Genomic DNA, 16,204 nt, shown 5'->3' with positions numbered 1-16,204 from the left:
GCGGCGCGGTGCCAGCCGGCCGGACATCGGCCCGTCCGGATCGAGGGCGGCGCCGTCGACCCCGGCGGTCGCCTTCGCTGCGGTGTCCGAATTGTCCGATTTGGCTCACCCGCCGGACCCCAGGGGGTCAACCGTCGATCACCCGAGAGGCCTCTATGCCCACGCAGGCGCCGGTGGTGGGCTGACAGCGCCCTACCGATCACAAGGAGCACTGTCATGCCTAGTCGAGCCCACCGTTCCCGTTCCCATCCACAGTGGCGCCGCAGGTTGCGCGGCCTTCTCGTCGGCCTCACGAGCCTCGCGCTCGTCGTCAGCGGGACGGCGTCGCTCGCCGCACCGCCGGACGACGCCGAGGTCGCCGCGCTCCTGGAGGAGATGGTCACCGACGAGGCGGCGGTGGAGGCGCCCACGAACGAGCAGGCGGAGGGCGCCGCCGCCGACGACGTGGTCACCGACGGTGAAGTCGCAGTGGAGGGCGAAACCTCCGAGGACGCTGACACTGCGGAGGATGAAGCCGTCGAGGACGGTGACGCCGCGGAGGGCGAGGCACCCGCCGCGGCACCGGGTGGCGAGGAGAGTGCGGAGAATGCGGAGCAGCCGGCTCCCGCAGCGGAGGACCTGGACGTCACTCCGCTGTTCGTCCCGCCGGACGACCCCGGGCCGGACGAGGCGAAGATCATTATCCGGGCAGGCGGTGACCGTACCGGGTTCGGTCCCACGAGCAGCGAGGTGGCCCCCCTGGAGGGCGCCACCTTCGAGTTCTTCGCGACGGACTCGCCCGACAACCTCGCCGGTGGCACACCGACCGGTGAGGAGTGCACCACCGACGCGAACGGTGAGTGCGGCGTCTTCGTCGACCTGAGCCCCGGGACCAACTACTTCTACGCCGTCCAGACGGGTGCTCCGGAGGGCTGGATCATCCCCGAGCAGTGGGCGGCCGGCACCAACTACCGCTTCTCGACGCGGCCCGGCATCGAGAGCTCCGGCACGGTGGCGGAGCGCACACGGCTGCTGCCCATGCAGATCTCCGGCACGGCGCCGGACCCGGTGTGGGCGAGCGTGCGCCCCAACCCGACGGCTCCGCCGCAGTGTGGCCTGGACATGGCGATGGTCACGGACCTGTCGAACTCGGTCACCGACTCCTCAGCGCTGCTGGCGCAGTACAAGGACGCGGCGACGAGCTTCGTCGACGCCCTCACCGGGACGCCGTCGCGCGTGGCGCTGCACACCTTCGCCACGAACGCCCCGGCCGACGGGCCGAGCAACGCCGGCATGTCGCTGACCTCAGTCGCCACGGCGGACAGCGCCTCCGCGCTGACCACCCGGATCGACGGCTTCACCGCCACGCCCGACAACAACGACGGCGGCACCAACTGGGACCGTGGCTTCGCCCAGGTTGCGGAGGCGGGCGAGCAGTACGACGTCGTCCTCTTCCTCACCGACGGAGCGCCCACCTTCCACCGCAACGCCTTCGGGACCGGCAGCACGACCAACATCCGTGAGGTCAACGAGGCGATCCTCTCCGCCAACGCCGTCAAGGCGACCGGGGCGCAGGTCGTGCTCGTCGGCATCGGGCCCGACGCCACGCTTCCGGGTGCCGGCATCCGCATCCCGCTGGTGTCCGGCCCCACGGCGGGCGAGGACTACTTCGTCACGCAGTTCGCCGAGCTCGCCGAGACGCTCGAGGCCATCGCGACGGCCAACTGCGCGGGCACCCTGACGGTCGTCAAGGAGGTCGCGGGCCTCGACGGCACCGTCACCGACGGCGGTGCGGGCTGGACCTTCACCACCGCCACCGCGGGCGTCACGCCCACCTCCGCCACCACGGACGAGACCAGTGCGGTCAACTTCGAGGTCTCCTATCCCGAGGACGTCTTCACCCAGGCGGTGACCGTCACCGAGACTCAGCAGGAGGGCTACGCGCTGAGCCCGGTCGGCGGACTGAACGCCGTCTGCACCGACACCACCACCGGCGCCGGCGTGCCGGTGGTCAACGCCGGGGCGCTCGGCTTCACGGTCGACGTACCGGCCGCGGACGTCGTCAGCTGTACCGTCCGCAATGCCGAGCTGCCCCCGACCTACGACGACCTCACCGTGACGAAGACCGCAGTGCCGGGCTTCGACCGCGACTACGACTGGGACATCGAGAAGCTCGTCCAGGGCTCCGACCGCCAGGAGGTCCCGGCCGGCACCGACGCGACCTTCACCTACGACGTCACGGTCACGCCCAGCGGTCCCCTCGACTCCGGCTTCGAGGTCACGGGCGAGATCACGGTGACGAACCCGAACGACGACGTCGCCTTCACGGGCGTCGACGTCATCGACGTCATCCCCGGCGCGGTGTGCACCGTCCCGGGAGGTACCGACGTCACCATCGCCGCGGGCGACTCGCTCACCCTGAGCTACACCTGCGACCTCGATGGCGCTGACGCGGACACCGCCGGGACGAATACCGCGACCGTCACCTGGGACGCCGCCGAGTACCTCGGTACCAGCGGTACCGCGTCGGCGACGGCCGGGTTCGACTTCGCTGCCGCCGACACCGCCATCTCGGTGACCGACGGGTCGGTCGTCGTCACCGACTCCGAGATCGACCTCACCGACTACGACGACGGCGGCCTGCAGATCGGCAACGTCGTCACGGCGGCCGACGGCGAGACCGTCTTCACCTACGACATCACCTGGCCCAGCGTGCCGGGGCAGTGCGTCGTCTACGACAACACGGCGACGATCACCAACCTCACGGGCCCGGCCTTCGCACCGATGGCCGTCGGCCCCGGCATAGCGCCGCTGGCCGTCAACCAGTCGAGCACCGAGGTCGTCACGGTCTGCGCCGGCCTCGATCTCGAGGTGGAGAAGAACGTCGTCCTGGGCTTCGACCGGACCTACCTCTGGGAGATCGACAAGGACGCCGACGGCACGACGTGGACGGCCGACCCCGACACCGGGACCGCCACGGTCGGCTACACCGTGACCGCGACGCCCACCGGCAGCAGTGACGGCAGCTGGGCGATGCAGGGCACCGTCACGGTGACCAACCCGAACGAGTGGCTCGACATCACCGCCAACGTCACCGATACCGTCGATGTCGGCGGCGGTGCGCTGTGCACCGTGGCCGGCGGCACGGGAGTGGTCGTTGCCGCGGGCGGCACCGTCGACCTCAGTTACACGTGCACCTTCGTCACCCAGCCGGCCTACTCGGGCACCAACACCGCGACCGCCACCTGGGCGGACACGGTGCCCACCCCGAGCAGCTCGGCCACCGGCACCGTCGACATCGAGCCCACCGACTGGAGCGAGACCCCGGTCAACGCGACCATCGACGTCGTCGACGACCAGACCGACCCGGCCAACCCGGTCGGCCTCGGCCCCGCGACGTGGAACGCCGAGGGCACGCCCACGGTCTTCACCTACTCGCTGGTGCACGAGGGAGTTCCCGGCACGTGCGTCGAGCTCACCAACACCGCGTGGATCGACCAGACCCAGCAGTCGGCCGACGAGACCGTCACCGTCTGTGAGCAGGCCCCGCCGACCGTGGCCAAGACGGCCGACGCGTCCGTCGACCGGCAGTACCTCTGGCAGGTCGAGAAGTCCGTGGACCAGACCTCGGTGGTCGTCGACGAGGGAACCGGTGAGGCCGTCTTCGGCTACGTCGTCTCCGCCGTCCCCGCTGGCTTCGGCGACAGCGGCTGGGAGCTCGACGGCACCGTCACGGTGGCCAACCCCAACGACTTTGCCCCGGTCACGGTGTCCGTGACCGACGTGGTCGACGTCGGAGGCGGCGCGGTCTGCGTGGTTGAGGACGGCGAGGACGTCGTCATCCCGGCCTCCGGCACCGTCACGCTCGACTACTCCTGCACCTTCACCGCCGAGCCGGAGGATGAGGGCACCAACACCGCTACGGTGACGTGGACGGACACCGCCGGGGCCGTGCAGGCCACGACGGCTACGGCGGACGTCGAGTTCCTCCTCGACGAGGAGACCGACGCGACCGTCGACGTTGTCGACGACCAGACCGACCCCGCGAACCCGGTCACGCTGGGCACCGCGACGTGGAACGCCGAGGGCACGCCGGTCGTCTTCGAGTACGACCTCACCCACACCGGTGTCCCCGGCGAGTGCGTCGAGTTCACCAACACCGCGTGGGTAGAGGTGACCGGGGACGACCCGGAGGACTCGACCACGGCCGAGCTGTGCGTCTCGACGCTCGAGCACACCAAGACGGCGGTGGGCGCTGACCAGCTGCCCGACGGCAGCTGGCTGGTGCGCTACGAGATCGACGTCGTCAACGACTCGACGTTCACCGAGGTCTACAGCCTGAGTGACACCCTCGAGTACAGCGACGGCATCACTCCGCTCGGCGCGCTGTGGTTCCCGCAGGGCGACCCGACGGGCGGCGGCGCCTGGACCGAGCCGGTCGCGGACAACCCGACGGCGGTGCTGGCCACCGATGTCGAGATCGCCGCAGGCACCACGCACACCTACGTCGTCCTCGTCACCGCCGACGTCGCCGCGGGCGTCATCGGCACCGAGGCCGGCCTGTGCGACGACGAGGAGCTGAGCGAGGGCGGCGGCTTCCTCAACGCCGCCACCCTCGCCGTGCTCGACGACGACGAGACCGTCCGCGCGTGCGCCGAGCCGGCGGCCCCGACGATCGAGAAGACACCCGGTGACCTCGTCGCGAACGACGACGGCACGTGGCGGGCCACGTACTCGATCGTCGTCGTCAACGCCAGCGACGACCAGACCGTCAGCTACGACCTGTCCGACGAGTTCGACTTCATCGAGGGAGTCGACATCCTCGACGCGTCGATCGAGCGCGATGGCACCAGCTACCCCGACTGGGACGGCGTCACCCAGACGGTCGTCGTCACTGGTGTGGCACTGCCCCCGAGCACGACGCACGTCTACGCCGTCACCGTGACGGTCGACCTCTCCGAGGTGACCGACCCTGGTGACACGGGGCTCAGGGAGTGCGGCGTGAACGGTTCGGACGCCGGGCACGGCCTGTTCAACGAGGCGACCATCGTCTCGGGCAACGACGAGTACGACGACGAGGCGTGCATCCCGGTCCCCGACCCCGAGATCACGGTCGACAAGACGGCCGTGTCCGCCGACCAGCTTGCCGACGGCACCTGGACAGTCGTCTACGCGGTGGTGGCCTCCAACGACTCGAGCGTCGGCGGGGTCTACGACCTCACCGACACCCTCGAGTACGGCGAGGGCATCACGCCGCTGACCGCGGGGTGGGCGCTCGAGGGCACGGACGTCGTGGGGGCGTGGGGCGACCTGCCCGACGAGCCCACCGCGACCCTGGCTAACGACCGGCCGCTGGCCGGTGGTGACAGCGACACCTACGTCGTCACCGTCACCGCCGCCGTCGCCACCGGCGTCGTCGGTACCGAGGCCGGGCTGTGCGACGACGAGGAGCTGAGTGAGGGCGGCGGCTTCCTCAACGCCGTCACCCTCACCGCCCACGGCTCCACGGAAGTCGACCGTGCCTGTGACGTGCCGGTCGCCCCGACCGTCGAGAAGACGGCCCGTGACCTGGTGGCGAACGACGACGGCACGTGGGACGTCACGTACACGATCGCCGTGGCCAACCTCGACGAGGACCAGGCCGTCAGCTACGACCTGTCCGACGACCTCACCGGGTTCGCCGAGGGAGTCGACATCCTCGACGCGGCGGTCGAGCGCGACGGCACCACCTACCCCGACTGGGACGGCGTCGAGGAGACGGAGATCGTCACCGGCGTGACGCTGCCCGCGGCCACCACGCACACGTACATCGTCACCGTCACCATCGACCTTAGCGAGGTCGCCGTGGACGAGGACGTGCGCGAGTGCGACGACGACGGCTCGACCGGCGGTCAGGGCCTCTTCAACGAGGTGACCATCGAGTCCGGCGACGACGAGTACGACGACGACGCCTGCGTGCCGATCCCCGAGCCGGAGCTGTCTGTGGACAAGACCGCCGTCTCCGCGGACCAGCTGCCCGACGGCACCTGGCAGGTCGTGTACGAGGTCGTGGCCGCCAACGCCTCGTCGATGGCCGGGGTCTACGACCTCACCGACACCCTCGAGTACGGCGAGGGCATCACGCCGCTCAGCGCGACGTGGACCCTCGAGGGCTCGGACGTCGCAGGGGAGTGGACCGACCTGCCCGACGAGCTCACCGTGACCCTCGCGACCGACCGCACCCTCGCGGCCGGTGGCAGCGACACCTACGTCGTCACCGTCGTCGCCGACGTCGCCGCAGGGGTCGTCGGCACGGAGGCCGGGCAGTGCACCGGTGAGGACGGCACCGACGGGGGCGGGTTCCTCAACGCCGCCACCCTTACCGTCGACGGCGAGGACAGCACCGACCGCGACTGCCTTCCGCCCACCCTCGAGCGGCTCGAGAAGATCTTCGACTCGGCGGTCGAGCTGGACGACGGCACGTGGGAGGTCAGCTACACGCTGGCCGTGGACAACTCCCACAGCCCCGCGCGCAAGTACTACCGGCTCGACGACGCCCCGCGCTTCGCCGAGGGCGTGACGATCCTGGACCAGGAGGCGTGGGACGTCACCGACTCGGAGAACCCTGAGAACCTCGAGTGGGACGGTGAGGGGCCGATCCTCGAGCTCGTGGCCATCGAGGCCGGCGAGGTGCAGCGCTACGAGGTGACCTTCGTCGTCGAGGTCGGTGCCGACATCCCGGACGAGAACCTCGTCTGCGGCCCCGAGGGCCCCGGCCGCGGGTTCTTCAACCGCGCCGTGCTCACCACCGGAAACGACACGATCGTCGCCGAGGATTGCGGCCCGATCGGGGACCCGGCCTGGACGTTGACGAAGAGCTCGGACCCCGTGTCGGGCAGCACGGTCGACCCGGGTGACACGATCACCTACACGCTGACCGCCTCCCCGACCGGTGACGTGGACCCGACGGACCTGACGATCACCGACGACCTGTCCGACGTCCTCGAGCACGCCCGTACCACCGGCGCGATCGAGGCGAGCGTGGGCAGCGTCGACTGGGACGGTGACGACCTCGTGTGGGACGTCCCGCGCCTGAGCGAGACGGCCACCCTCACCTACCGGGTGATCGTCGACGACGACGCCTGGAACGTGCGGCTGCTCAACGTCGTCACCGGTGACGGGACCCCGCCGCCCCTCTGCATCGAGTGCACGACGACGCACATCACCCCGCCGCGCACGCCGGGGCTGCCGCCCACCGGTGCGGCGGTCGTCGGCGCCTCGCTGCTGGCGGTGCTCGTGTCCCTGGGTGGGCTGAGCCTTGCCACCTCCAGGCGCCGGAAGGAGGCATGAGCCGCTCCTCGGTTCCCGGCCGATGACCCAGCCGGAACCCCCGCGCACCGCGCCCCATCGGCACCGCCCGGCCGGTGGGGACGCGGGCGGCCCCTACGGCCAGCGACCCTCCGCACGGCGTTTGTGATCGGCGCCGAGCTCGAGGCCCGCACCGGCCCGGTGGCCGGCGAACGGGGCCGTCCCCTGGACGGCCCCGTTCGCGCGTCCCGACCCCGCACGTGCGGGGTCGGCGACGTCCGTTGGGGTCCGGCGCGCGGAGGTCTCCGCGGACGGCTGGCTGACCGGACAGGGTGAGAGGGGGTGAGCCGTCCCAAAGAAGGGGTCACCTCTCCGACTTTCGCAGGAGTCCGCGGGATCTGCGGCGCCCATCGACGTCCGTGGTCGCCCTCCCGCCGACTGGTGCCCGAGGGGCTAGCCCGAAGCCGGCGGCCACGTCCCCTCCCGGTCAGCCGCTGACGCGTCGGGATTCGTGGTCCGGGGGTGGTGTGCTCTCCCTGTGCATCGATCACGGGCGGAGCGCCACACCATGAGGTGCCAAGCCTCAACCGGCTGGGCGGGGCGGACCTTCCACAGGGACGTCACCGGGCAGGGCCTGCAGGGCCTCTCCCAGGCCGAGCTCGAGGAGCTTCACGTCACGCTCACGCAGCTGCGTGCCAATAGCCGCCCCTGAGCGGCCCCGAACGGTGGGGGCACGCACCGCCCGGCGTGCCCCCACCTCCCTCCATCCACACCCGAGACGCCCTGAGGAAGGAGCACCGTGGACACGACCGTCGCAGTCCCGACGCCGACAACCGGCGCCGCACCCGCGGCCTCCTTCCGGCGCCGCGCTGAGCGGGACGACTGCCGTCCGCTGCGTGCCGGCCGCCGCCGGACCGCAACCGCCGGGCAGTCGCTCGGCCACTAGACCACCCCGGCCGGTCTTGCCCGACCGGTCGGGGTGAAGGGTGAGGCAGGGTCGCGCGAATCCCCGGTGCTTGTGATCGGTCTCGGGGGCGAGCCGCGCGACCCGCCTCCCCAGCCGGGCGGGGCCGTCCTCGGACGGCCCCGTCCGTGCCCCACCTGTGAGGGAGGTCATGCACGCGGCACCAGGCGTCATGTCGTATGATGGAGCGCTGGACGAGCGTGCCTGCCACTTCCCTGCCTGGAACCTGGGGGACGGGCGTGTTCCACGGTACGCCCCGCCGGCGTCGTAGTACGACGGTGGCCATGCAGGAGAGAAGAGTTAGCGGAGGATATGGCGAAGAAGGACGGCGTCATCGAGATCGAGGGCAGCGTTGTCGAAGCGCTGCCCAACGCGATGTTCCGGGTGGAGCTGAGCAACGGCCACAAGGTGCTCGCACACATCTCGGGCAAGATGCGTCAGAACTACATCCGGATCCTCCCCGAGGACCGGGTCGTCGTTGAGCTGAGCCCGTACGACCTCACCCGGGGTCGCATCGTCTACCGCTACAAGTAACCACTCGACAATCGCCGTCGCGGTGCCCCGTGCACCGGCGCGGCGGCGGAGGAATGCCATGAAGGTCAAGCCCAGCGTCAAGAAGATCTGCGACAACTGCAAGGTCATCCGTCGTCACGGCCGCGTGATGGTGATCTGCACCAACCTTCGTCACAAGCAGCGTCAGGGCTGATCTGACGACGGCGGCAACCCTGCCGCCAAACGCATCACTAGCTCCCACGGAGCAACCCCCGGCTCGGAGGCCGGGGCCCGTCCGGCTCGGACGGGAAGGTGGTGCGGAAGACCTCCGAGCAGCACAAGGAGCACAAGTTGGCACGACTCGTCGGCGTCGACCTCCCCCGCGAAAAGCGGCTCGAGATCGCGCTCACCTACATCTACGGCGTCGGGCGCACCCGCGCCAAGCAGGCGCTCGAGGCGACGGGCGTCAGCCCTGACCTTCGCGTCAAGGACATGACCGACAGCGACCTGGTCGCTCTCCGTGACTACATCGAGGGCAGCTTCAAGGTCGAAGGAGACCTGCGCCGTGAGGTCCAGGCCGACATCCGCCGCAAGGTGGAGATCGGCTCGTACCAGGGCCTGCGTCACCGTCGTGGGCTGCCGGTCCGCGGCCAGCGCACGAAGACCAACGCGCGTACCCGCAAGGGTCCCAAGCGCACCGTGGCCGGCAAGAAGAAGGCCCGCTAAGTAGTCCGGTCGCACGTCCCGGCGCTCACCGCGCCGACTGCCACCGGTCCGACGACCAGGAGAGAAGCACCGCATGCCCCCCAAGACCCGCTCGGCGTCCACGGCCCGCAAGCCGCGCCGGAATCAGCGCAAGAACGTCACGCACGGCCACGCGTACATCAAGAGCACGTTCAACAACACGATCGTCACGCTCACCGACCCCAGCGGCGCCGTTATCGCCTGGGCCTCCTCGGGCCAGGTCGGCTTCAAGGGCTCGCGCAAGTCGACGCCCTTCGCCGCCCAGATGGCTGCGGAGGCCGCGGCTCGCCGCGCCCAGGAGCACGGCATGAAGAAGGTCGACGTCTTCGTCAAGGGTCCCGGCTCCGGCCGTGAGACCGCGATCCGCTCCCTCACGGCCGCCGGCCTCGAGGTGGGCTCGATCCAGGACGTCACCCCCCAGGCCCACAACGGCTGCCGCCCCCCCAAGCGCCGCCGCGTCTGAGTCCCACGCTGCACGCCGCCCCCACGGGGCGGCGTGCAGCATGAGACCCCGTCTCACCCTCCCGCCGGTCGGACCGATGCCCGGCGGGTGCCCTGCACGGCGTCATATAGCGGATGCCTGCTGAAAGGAACACATCGTGCTCATCGCACAGCGCCCCACCCTGACCGAAGAGGTCGTCAGCCCTCAGCGCTCCCGGTTCGCCATCGAGCCGCTCGAGCCCGGCTTCGGCTACACCCTCGGCAACTCCCTGCGTCGCACCCTGCTCTCCTCGATCCCCGGCGCTGCCGTCACGAGCATCCGGATCGACGGTGTCCTCCACGAGTTCACGACCGTCCCGGGCGTGAAGGAGGACGTCACCGAGATCATCCTCAACGTCAAGAGCATCGTCGTCTCCTCGGAGCACGACGAGCCCGTCGTGATGTACCTGCGCAAGCAGGGCCCGGGCGTCGTCACCGCCGGTGACATCACCCCGCCGGCCGGCGTCGAGGTCCACAACCCGGACCTGCACCTGGCGACCATCAACGCCAAGGGCAAGCTCGAGGTCGAGCTGACCGTCGAGCGTGGCCGCGGCTACGTCTCGGCGAGCCAGAACAAGAGCTTCGACTCGGAGATCGGCCGCGTGCCGGTCGACTCGATCTACTCCCCGGTCCTCAAGGTGACCTACAAGGTCGAGGCCACGCGTGTCGAGCAGCGGACCGACTTCGACCGCCTCATCGTCGACGTCGAGACGAAGAACGCGATCACCCCGCGGGACGCGCTCGCCTCCGCCGGTAAGACGCTCGTCGAGCTCTTCGGCCTGGCCCGTGAACTCAACGTCGAGGCCGAGGGCATCGAGATCGGCCCCTCGCCGACCGACGCCGCCCTCGCCGCGGACCTTGCCCTGCCGATCGAGGAGCTCGGGCTGCAGTCGCGCTCGTACAACTGCCTCAAGCGCGAGGGCATCCACTCCGTGGGCGAGCTCGTCGCCCGCAGCGAGGCCGACCTGCTCGACATCCGTAACTTCGGTTCGAAGTCGATCGGCGAGATCCGCGAGAAGCTGGCCGCTCTGGGCCTCGGTCTCAAGGACAGCCCGGTCGACTTCGACATCTCGCAGGTCGACGACGAGTCGGACTACGAGGGCGACGTCGAGTTCAGCGACGACGCGCGCGACTGACGCCACCAACGATTCACAACAGGAGAGATCATGCCCACTCCCGCTAAGGGCCCCCGTCTTGGTGGCAGCCCGGCTCACGAGCGCCACATGCTTGCGAACCTCGCCACTGCGCTGCTCGAGCACCGCGCCATCACGACGACGGAGCACCGCGCCAAGCGCCTGCGCCCGGTCGTCGAGCGCCTCATCACGCACGCCAAGCGTGGCGACCTGCACGCCCGCCGCCGCGTGCTGGCCACCATCCGCGACAAGAGCGTCGTCCACGATCTCTTCACGGAGATCGCGCCGGCCATGGCCGAGCGTCAGGGTGGCTACACCCGGATCACCAAGACCGCTCCCCGCAAGGGCGACAACGCCCCCATGGCGGTCATCGAGCTCGTCATGGAGCCGGTGAGCCCCAAGCAGGCCACCGTCCGTGAGGCCGAGAAGGCCGTCGAGCGCGCCGCGAAGGAGGCCACGACGCCCGCCGTCGAGGCCCCCGAGACCACCGTCTCCGACGAGGCCGCCGACGCCGTCGAGGACGCCAAGGCTGAGGAGACGCAGGAGGCCCAGCAGGCCGCCGCGGAGTCCTCCGCCCAGGCTGCGACCGACGCCGCCACCGACGCGCAGGCCGACGAGTCCCCCACGGGGCACGCCAATCCGCGCGGCTGACTGACGACCGGCGCCCTGCCGGTCCACCTGCTCGGGGAACCCACGAGGTCACCCCGACGAGTCGCGAGGCCCCTCACCCTCACCCGGGTGTGGGGCCTCGCGTGCACCCACGACGGCAGGGTGCGACGGGAGTAGAGCCCGGGCAGACGTCTGGTGGCACGGTTGTGCCATGGAACAACCCACGGTCGTCCTCGTCCAAGGCATCCGCGCCTCGCGCACGATGTGGCGCCCCCAGCTCGCCGCGCTCGAGGAGGCCGGGGTACCGGCACTCGCCCCGAACCTGCCCGGCCACGGCGAGCGCGCGGGGGAGACCTTCACGCTCGACGGCGCCGTGGAGGCGGTAGAGGAGGCGGCTCGCTCGGTCGGCAGTCCCGTCGTCGTCGTGGGCCTGTCCCTCGGCGGCTACCTCACCCTGCACTGGGCGGCACGGACCGAGCAGCGGGTGGCAGGCGTGCTGGCGGCGGGGTGCTCCACGCAGCCGCGCGGCCCCGGCCTGGCCGCCTACCGGCGGGTCGCCGCGCTCATCGCGCGCCTGCCCGACGGCGGCCGGTGGCTCAACGACACCCTCGCCCGGGTGGCCCTGCCGCCCGCGGCGCTCGCGGACCTCCACGACGGCGGCATGGAGCTCGGGGTGATGGACGCGGCGCTCGCCGCCGTCGGCGGCCTCGACCCGATCGCCGACCTGCGCGCCATCGACGCGCCCGTGCGGCTCGTCAACGGCCGCTGGGACCACTTCCGCACCCAGGAGCGGCGCTTCCTCGCCGCCTGTCGCGACGGGCGCCTGGAGATCGTTCCCGGGGCCACCCACCTCGTCTCGCTCGTGCGCCCCGAGGAGTTCAGCCAGATCATGCTCGACCTCGTCGAGGAGGTCGCACCCGGGTCGGTCAGGACCGCCCGCTCGGCGTGATCCCGCCCAGCTCCCAGGCCCGCACCCCGCCGACGATCCCTGCGCTGTTGGGGACGATGACGACGTCGTCGCCCAGCCGGTCCAGGGTCGGACCGGTGATGCGGCGCGAGTTGCCGCCACCGAGGTAGAGCCGGTCCCACAGGACCACCGGGCGCAGGGAGTCGACGACCTGCCGCACCCGCCGCGACCACATCGCGTCGCCCAGCCGCAGCCGCTCGTGCTCCCCGATGTACTCGTCGTAGGTGAGGCCCCACCGGGCCTGTGCCCGCGAGAGCTCGAGGTGCGGAGCCAGCCGGCCGCCGTCGAACAGGGCGTTGCCCAGGCCCGTGCCGAGGGTGACGACGAGCTCGAGCCCGGCCCCGGCGACGACGCCCGCACCGTGCACCTCCGCGTCGTTGAGGAGCAGCACCGGCATGCCGAGCTCGGCACTCAGGGCCTCCTGGAGGTCGAGGTTCTCCCACGCCTCGACGAGGTCGGGCAGCACCTTGGTCCTGGGACCGGCGCGCGTGACGTAGTGCGGGGTCGTGACGACGACGCCGTGCCGGATCATCCCGGGGATCCCGACGGTGGCGCGCTCGGCGGGCGGCAGCTGGTCGGCCAGGGACCGGATCGTGTCGACGAGCCGCTGCGGGGGCAACGGGTAGGGCGTAGCGGCCCTGACCGGCTGGGCGTGCATCGTGCCGGCCGCGTCGAGCACCGAGGCCTTGATCCCGCCGCCCCCGCAGTCGACGGCGAGCGTGGTCGGGCCGCGGCGCGCGGTGCTCAGGGGGTCCACCCGGGGGACGGTACTAGCCTGCGAGGCGTGAGCGCTGCCCCCGAGGACGAGACGGTCCGCCTACGGCTGGACCTCCGCTACGACGGCACGGACTTCGCCGGGTGGGCCACCCAGCCCGGTCTGCGGACCGTCCAGGGGACCGTGGAGGAGGCACTGACCACCGTCCTGCGCCTGCCGGCGCCCGCGCGGCTGACGGTCGCCGGGCGCACCGACGCCGGGGTGCACGCGCGCGGCCAGGTCGCCCACCTCGACGTGCCCGCCGCCGCGTGGCGGGCGGTGCCCGGGCGCAGCGAGCGTCCGCCCGAGGAGGCCCTCGTCTCCCGCCTCGCCGGCGTCCTCGGCCGGGACGCGCGCCCCCGCGGGGCGGGTGACGTCGTCGTCCACGGTGTGCGGGTCGCGCCGCCCGGCTTCGACGCCCGCTTCTCCGCCGTGTGGCGGCGCTACGTCTACCGGGTGGCCGACACCCCGGCGGCCCGCGACCCGCTGCGGCGCCGTGACGTCCTGTGGCACGGGCGCCCGCTCGACGTCGACGCCATGGACGTCGCCGCCCAGTGGCTGCGCGGGGAGCACGACTTCGCCGCGTACTGCAAGCCTCGCGAGGGGGCCACGACGATCCGCACCCTCGAGGAGCTGCGCTGGGAGCGGCGGGCCGACGGGCTGGTCGTCGCGACGGTCCGCGCGGACGCCTTCTGCCACTCCATGGTGCGCGCGCTCGTCGGCGCGAGCCTCGCCGTGGGGGAGGGACGCCGGCCCGTGGACTGGCCCGCGGCGGTCCTCGCTGCCGGGCGCCGGGACCCCGGGGTCACCGTCGTCGCGGCCCACGGGCTCACCCTCGAGGAGGTCGGCTACCCCGCCGACGAGGAGCTCGCCACCCGGGCCGCGCAGGCACGCAACGTCCGCACCCTCCCCGCCCGGTAGCCGCTCCTCTCCCCGTGCGGCACGCGGAGGGCGGTGGCAGCCTGGAGGGCATGACCGAGCCAGGAGACACCCCAGCAACCAGCCCCGACCCGTCGCTGCCCGGCGAGGGAGACACGGACAAGCTGCCTCAGGAGGACACCCTCGAGCAGCGTGGCGTCGACGACGTCATGGACGAGGGTTACGTCCCGCTGGACCGTGACCCGCTGCGCGGCAAGAACCTCACCCAGGCCGAGCAGATCGAGGGCGACACGATCGCCGAGCGGCTCGACCAGGAGGAGCCCGAGGTGTGGGAGGAGCCGCAGCAGCCGGAGGCGCACCGCGAGCCCGACCGCGCCGGCCGCATCGAGTCCGTGTCCGAGGAGGCCGTCGGGCCGCTCGGTGAGCGGGAGCAGGACGTGATGGCCCAGGACGTCGGCGTCGCCGGCGGCGCGGCCACGGCCGAGGAGGCCGCCATGCGCATCCGCGAGGAGGACGACCCCATCGGACTCACCGGTGAGGGCGGCACGCCCGGCTGACCCGCGTGGCACGTCTCACTCAGGCCGTCGTCCGCCGCCTTTGACCCAGCGCGGCGGACGGCGGTACTCTTGGATGTCGTTGTGCATCCCTTTGCGCTCCCCGGTGCTCCCACTCGCCGGCGCAGCGGCGCGGATGCGCTCAGCGAGCACCACCAGACCATGGACGGCCCTTGCGCCAACGCGCACGACGCCGCCCGACGACAGAGAAACGAAGGCTACGCCCGTGCGCACGTACACACCGAAGCCCGGCGACGTCGAGAAGAACTGGTACGTCATCGACGCTACCGACGTCGTCCTCGGCCGACTGGCGACCCACGTCGCCACCCTGCTCCGTGGGAAGCACAAGCCGAGCTTCGCACCGCACGTCGACAACGGTGACTTCGTCATCGTCATCAACGCGGAGAAGGTCGCCCTCACCGGCAGCAAGCTCGACGACAAGATGGCCTACCGTCACTCGGGTTACCCGGGTGGCCTCAAGGCCACGAGCTACGCCCAGCTCCTCGAGCGCTTCCCGGAGCGCGCGATCGAGAAGGCTGTCCGCGGCATGGTTCCCAAGACGACCCTCGGTCGCGAGCAGCTGAAGAAGCTCAAGGTCTACGCAGGCCCGGAGCACCCCCACGCCGCGCAGCAGCCGCAGGCCTTCGAGATCACCCAGGTTGCCCAGTAGTCCGCAAGGACTCGGCAGCCTCTCACCAGGACACGAGGAGAACTGTGGCTGAGACCACTCCCGAGATCGAGCTGGACGACGAGAACGTCCCCAGCAGCTACACCACCGAGACCGACGCACCCGCCGCGGGTGCCGGTCAGAGCCTCACCGCCCCCGGGCAGGCGCTCGGCCGCCGCAAGGAAGCGGTTGCGCGCGTCCGACTCGTCCCCGGGTCGGGCCAGTGGACCATCAACGGTCGCTCGCTCGAGGACTACTTCCCCAACAAGCTCCACCAGCAGCTGGTGAGCTCGCCGTTCTCGCTGCTCGACATCGAGGGCCGCTTCGACGTCGTCGCGCGGATCCACGGCGGCGGCATCTCCGGCCAGGCCGGTGCGCTGCGCCTCGGCGTGGCCCGCGCCCTCAACCTGATCGACGAGGACTCCAACCGCCCGGCACTCAAGAAGGCCGGGTTCCTCACCCGCGACGCCCGCGCGGTCGAGCGCAAGAAGGCCGGCCTCAAGAAGGCCCGTAAGGCCCCGCAGTACTCCAAGCGCTGATCCAGCGCTGGAAGGAACGGCCCCGTCGTCAGGCGGGGCCGTTCCGCGTTCCCCTCCACTGGTCGGCATATGCGCGAATTCTGCGGTCGCTCGCGGCTGAGGGCGGCAGAAAGCCCGCATATGCGGACAGGGGGGAGGGGGTGCTGGGGACTGGCC

At 71.3% G+C, this 16,204-nt stretch carries 14 protein-coding genes; 13 read left to right on the top strand and 1 reads right to left on the bottom strand.

Annotated features, from left to right (window positions below; all coding sequences use genetic code 11):
• Positions 1 to 267 precede the first annotated feature (267 nt).
• The 9 genes from ACWPXV_RS12100 (at position 268) to ACWPXV_RS12060 (ending at position 12,637) form a co-directional block, all read left to right on the top strand.
• Positions 268 to 7,308: a DUF7927 domain-containing protein gene (locus ACWPXV_RS12100; RefSeq protein ID WP_454085460.1), complete on the top strand. Its 7,041-nt coding sequence runs from the start codon at positions 268 to 270 to the stop codon at positions 7,306 to 7,308.
• 526 nt (positions 7,309 to 7,834) lie between these two features.
• Positions 7,835 to 7,978: a hypothetical protein gene (locus ACWPXV_RS12095; protein WP_454085459.1), complete on the top strand. Its 144-nt coding sequence runs from the start codon at positions 7,835 to 7,837 to the stop codon at positions 7,976 to 7,978.
• A 564-nt stretch (positions 7,979 to 8,542) separates the two neighbouring features.
• Positions 8,543 to 8,764, top strand: coding sequence for a translation initiation factor IF-1 (gene infA / locus ACWPXV_RS12090; protein ID WP_110851913.1), 222 nt, complete (start codon positions 8,543 to 8,545; stop codon positions 8,762 to 8,764).
• A 58-nt stretch (positions 8,765 to 8,822) separates the two neighbouring features.
• Entirely contained in the window at positions 8,823 to 8,936 is a 114-nt protein-coding gene (gene rpmJ / locus ACWPXV_RS12085; RefSeq protein WP_110851912.1) for a 50S ribosomal protein L36, read from the top strand.
• A gap of 137 nt (positions 8,937 to 9,073) precedes the next feature.
• Entirely contained in the window at positions 9,074 to 9,448 is a 375-nt protein-coding gene (rpsM, locus tag ACWPXV_RS12080) for a 30S ribosomal protein S13 (protein ID WP_110851946.1), read from the top strand.
• 73 nt (positions 9,449 to 9,521) lie between these two features.
• Positions 9,522 to 9,929, top strand: coding sequence for a 30S ribosomal protein S11 (rpsK, locus tag ACWPXV_RS12075; RefSeq protein WP_152187683.1), 408 nt, complete (start codon positions 9,522 to 9,524; stop codon positions 9,927 to 9,929).
• Between the two features lie 136 nt (positions 9,930 to 10,065).
• A complete protein-coding gene (locus ACWPXV_RS12070; RefSeq protein WP_454085458.1) occupies positions 10,066 to 11,082 on the top strand; it encodes a DNA-directed RNA polymerase subunit alpha in 1,017 nt (338 codons plus the stop codon).
• 30 nt (positions 11,083 to 11,112) lie between these two features.
• Positions 11,113 to 11,730, top strand: a complete 618-nt coding sequence (rplQ, locus tag ACWPXV_RS12065) for a 50S ribosomal protein L17 (protein ID WP_454085457.1) — start codon at positions 11,113 to 11,115, stop codon at positions 11,728 to 11,730.
• A gap of 169 nt (positions 11,731 to 11,899) precedes the next feature.
• On the top strand, positions 11,900 to 12,637 hold the full coding sequence (locus ACWPXV_RS12060; RefSeq protein ID WP_454085456.1) for an alpha/beta fold hydrolase: 738 nt from the start codon (positions 11,900 to 11,902) through the stop codon (positions 12,635 to 12,637).
• On the opposite strand, the gene ACWPXV_RS12055 is transcribed toward ACWPXV_RS12060, so the two are convergent.
• Positions 12,615 to 13,412 carry an ROK family protein gene (locus tag ACWPXV_RS12055; RefSeq protein WP_454085455.1) on the bottom strand — a complete coding sequence of 266 codons (798 nt, stop codon included), beginning with the start codon at positions 13,410 to 13,412 and terminating at the stop codon, positions 12,615 to 12,617. The genes ACWPXV_RS12060 and ACWPXV_RS12055 overlap by 23 nt on opposite strands.
• Before the next feature lie 18 nt (positions 13,413 to 13,430).
• Between ACWPXV_RS12055 and ACWPXV_RS12050 the strand changes: the two genes are divergently transcribed.
• The 4 genes from ACWPXV_RS12050 to rpsI all read left to right on the top strand — a co-directional run bounded on the left by ACWPXV_RS12050 (position 13,431) and on the right by rpsI (position 16,048).
• Positions 13,431 to 14,330 carry a tRNA pseudouridine synthase A gene (locus ACWPXV_RS12050; RefSeq protein ID WP_454085500.1) on the top strand — a complete coding sequence of 300 codons (900 nt, stop codon included), beginning with the start codon at positions 13,431 to 13,433 and terminating at the stop codon, positions 14,328 to 14,330.
• Positions 14,331 to 14,380: 50 nt separating this feature from the next.
• Positions 14,381 to 14,845 carry a DUF5709 domain-containing protein gene (locus ACWPXV_RS12045; RefSeq protein WP_454085454.1) on the top strand — a complete coding sequence of 155 codons (465 nt, stop codon included), beginning with the start codon at positions 14,381 to 14,383 and terminating at the stop codon, positions 14,843 to 14,845.
• A gap of 223 nt (positions 14,846 to 15,068) precedes the next feature.
• Positions 15,069 to 15,512 carry a 50S ribosomal protein L13 gene (gene rplM, locus ACWPXV_RS12040; RefSeq protein WP_251304001.1) on the top strand — a complete coding sequence of 148 codons (444 nt, stop codon included), beginning with the start codon at positions 15,069 to 15,071 and terminating at the stop codon, positions 15,510 to 15,512.
• Positions 15,513 to 15,556: 44 nt separating this feature from the next.
• On the top strand, positions 15,557 to 16,048 hold the full coding sequence (gene rpsI, locus ACWPXV_RS12035; protein WP_454085453.1) for a 30S ribosomal protein S9: 492 nt from the start codon (positions 15,557 to 15,559) through the stop codon (positions 16,046 to 16,048).
• The last annotated feature ends 156 nt before the right edge of the window (positions 16,049 to 16,204 follow it).

Source organism: Georgenia sp. Marseille-Q6866, assembly GCF_965111665.1.
The sequence above is the reverse complement of the archived record's forward strand: the minus strand, read 5'-3'. Positions and strand labels throughout refer to the sequence as shown.

What these genes read in the sequence shown, in the direction of transcription:
- ACWPXV_RS12095 (WP_454085459.1), top strand. Translation starts at nt 7,835, where the DNA reads ATGAGGTGCCAAGCCTCAACCGGCTGGGCGGGGCGGACCTTCCACAGG.
- infA (WP_110851913.1), top strand. Translation starts at nt 8,543, where the DNA reads ATGGCGAAGAAGGACGGCGTCATCGAGATCGAGGGCAGCGTTGTCGAA.
- rpmJ (WP_110851912.1), top strand. Translation starts at nt 8,823, where the DNA reads ATGAAGGTCAAGCCCAGCGTCAAGAAGATCTGCGACAACTGCAAGGTC.
- rpsK (WP_152187683.1), top strand. Translation starts at nt 9,522, where the DNA reads ATGCCCCCCAAGACCCGCTCGGCGTCCACGGCCCGCAAGCCGCGCCGG.
- rplQ (WP_454085457.1), top strand. Translation starts at nt 11,113, where the DNA reads ATGCCCACTCCCGCTAAGGGCCCCCGTCTTGGTGGCAGCCCGGCTCAC.
- ACWPXV_RS12060 (WP_454085456.1), top strand. Translation starts at nt 11,900, where the DNA reads ATGGAACAACCCACGGTCGTCCTCGTCCAAGGCATCCGCGCCTCGCGC.
- ACWPXV_RS12045 (WP_454085454.1), top strand. Translation starts at nt 14,381, where the DNA reads ATGACCGAGCCAGGAGACACCCCAGCAACCAGCCCCGACCCGTCGCTG.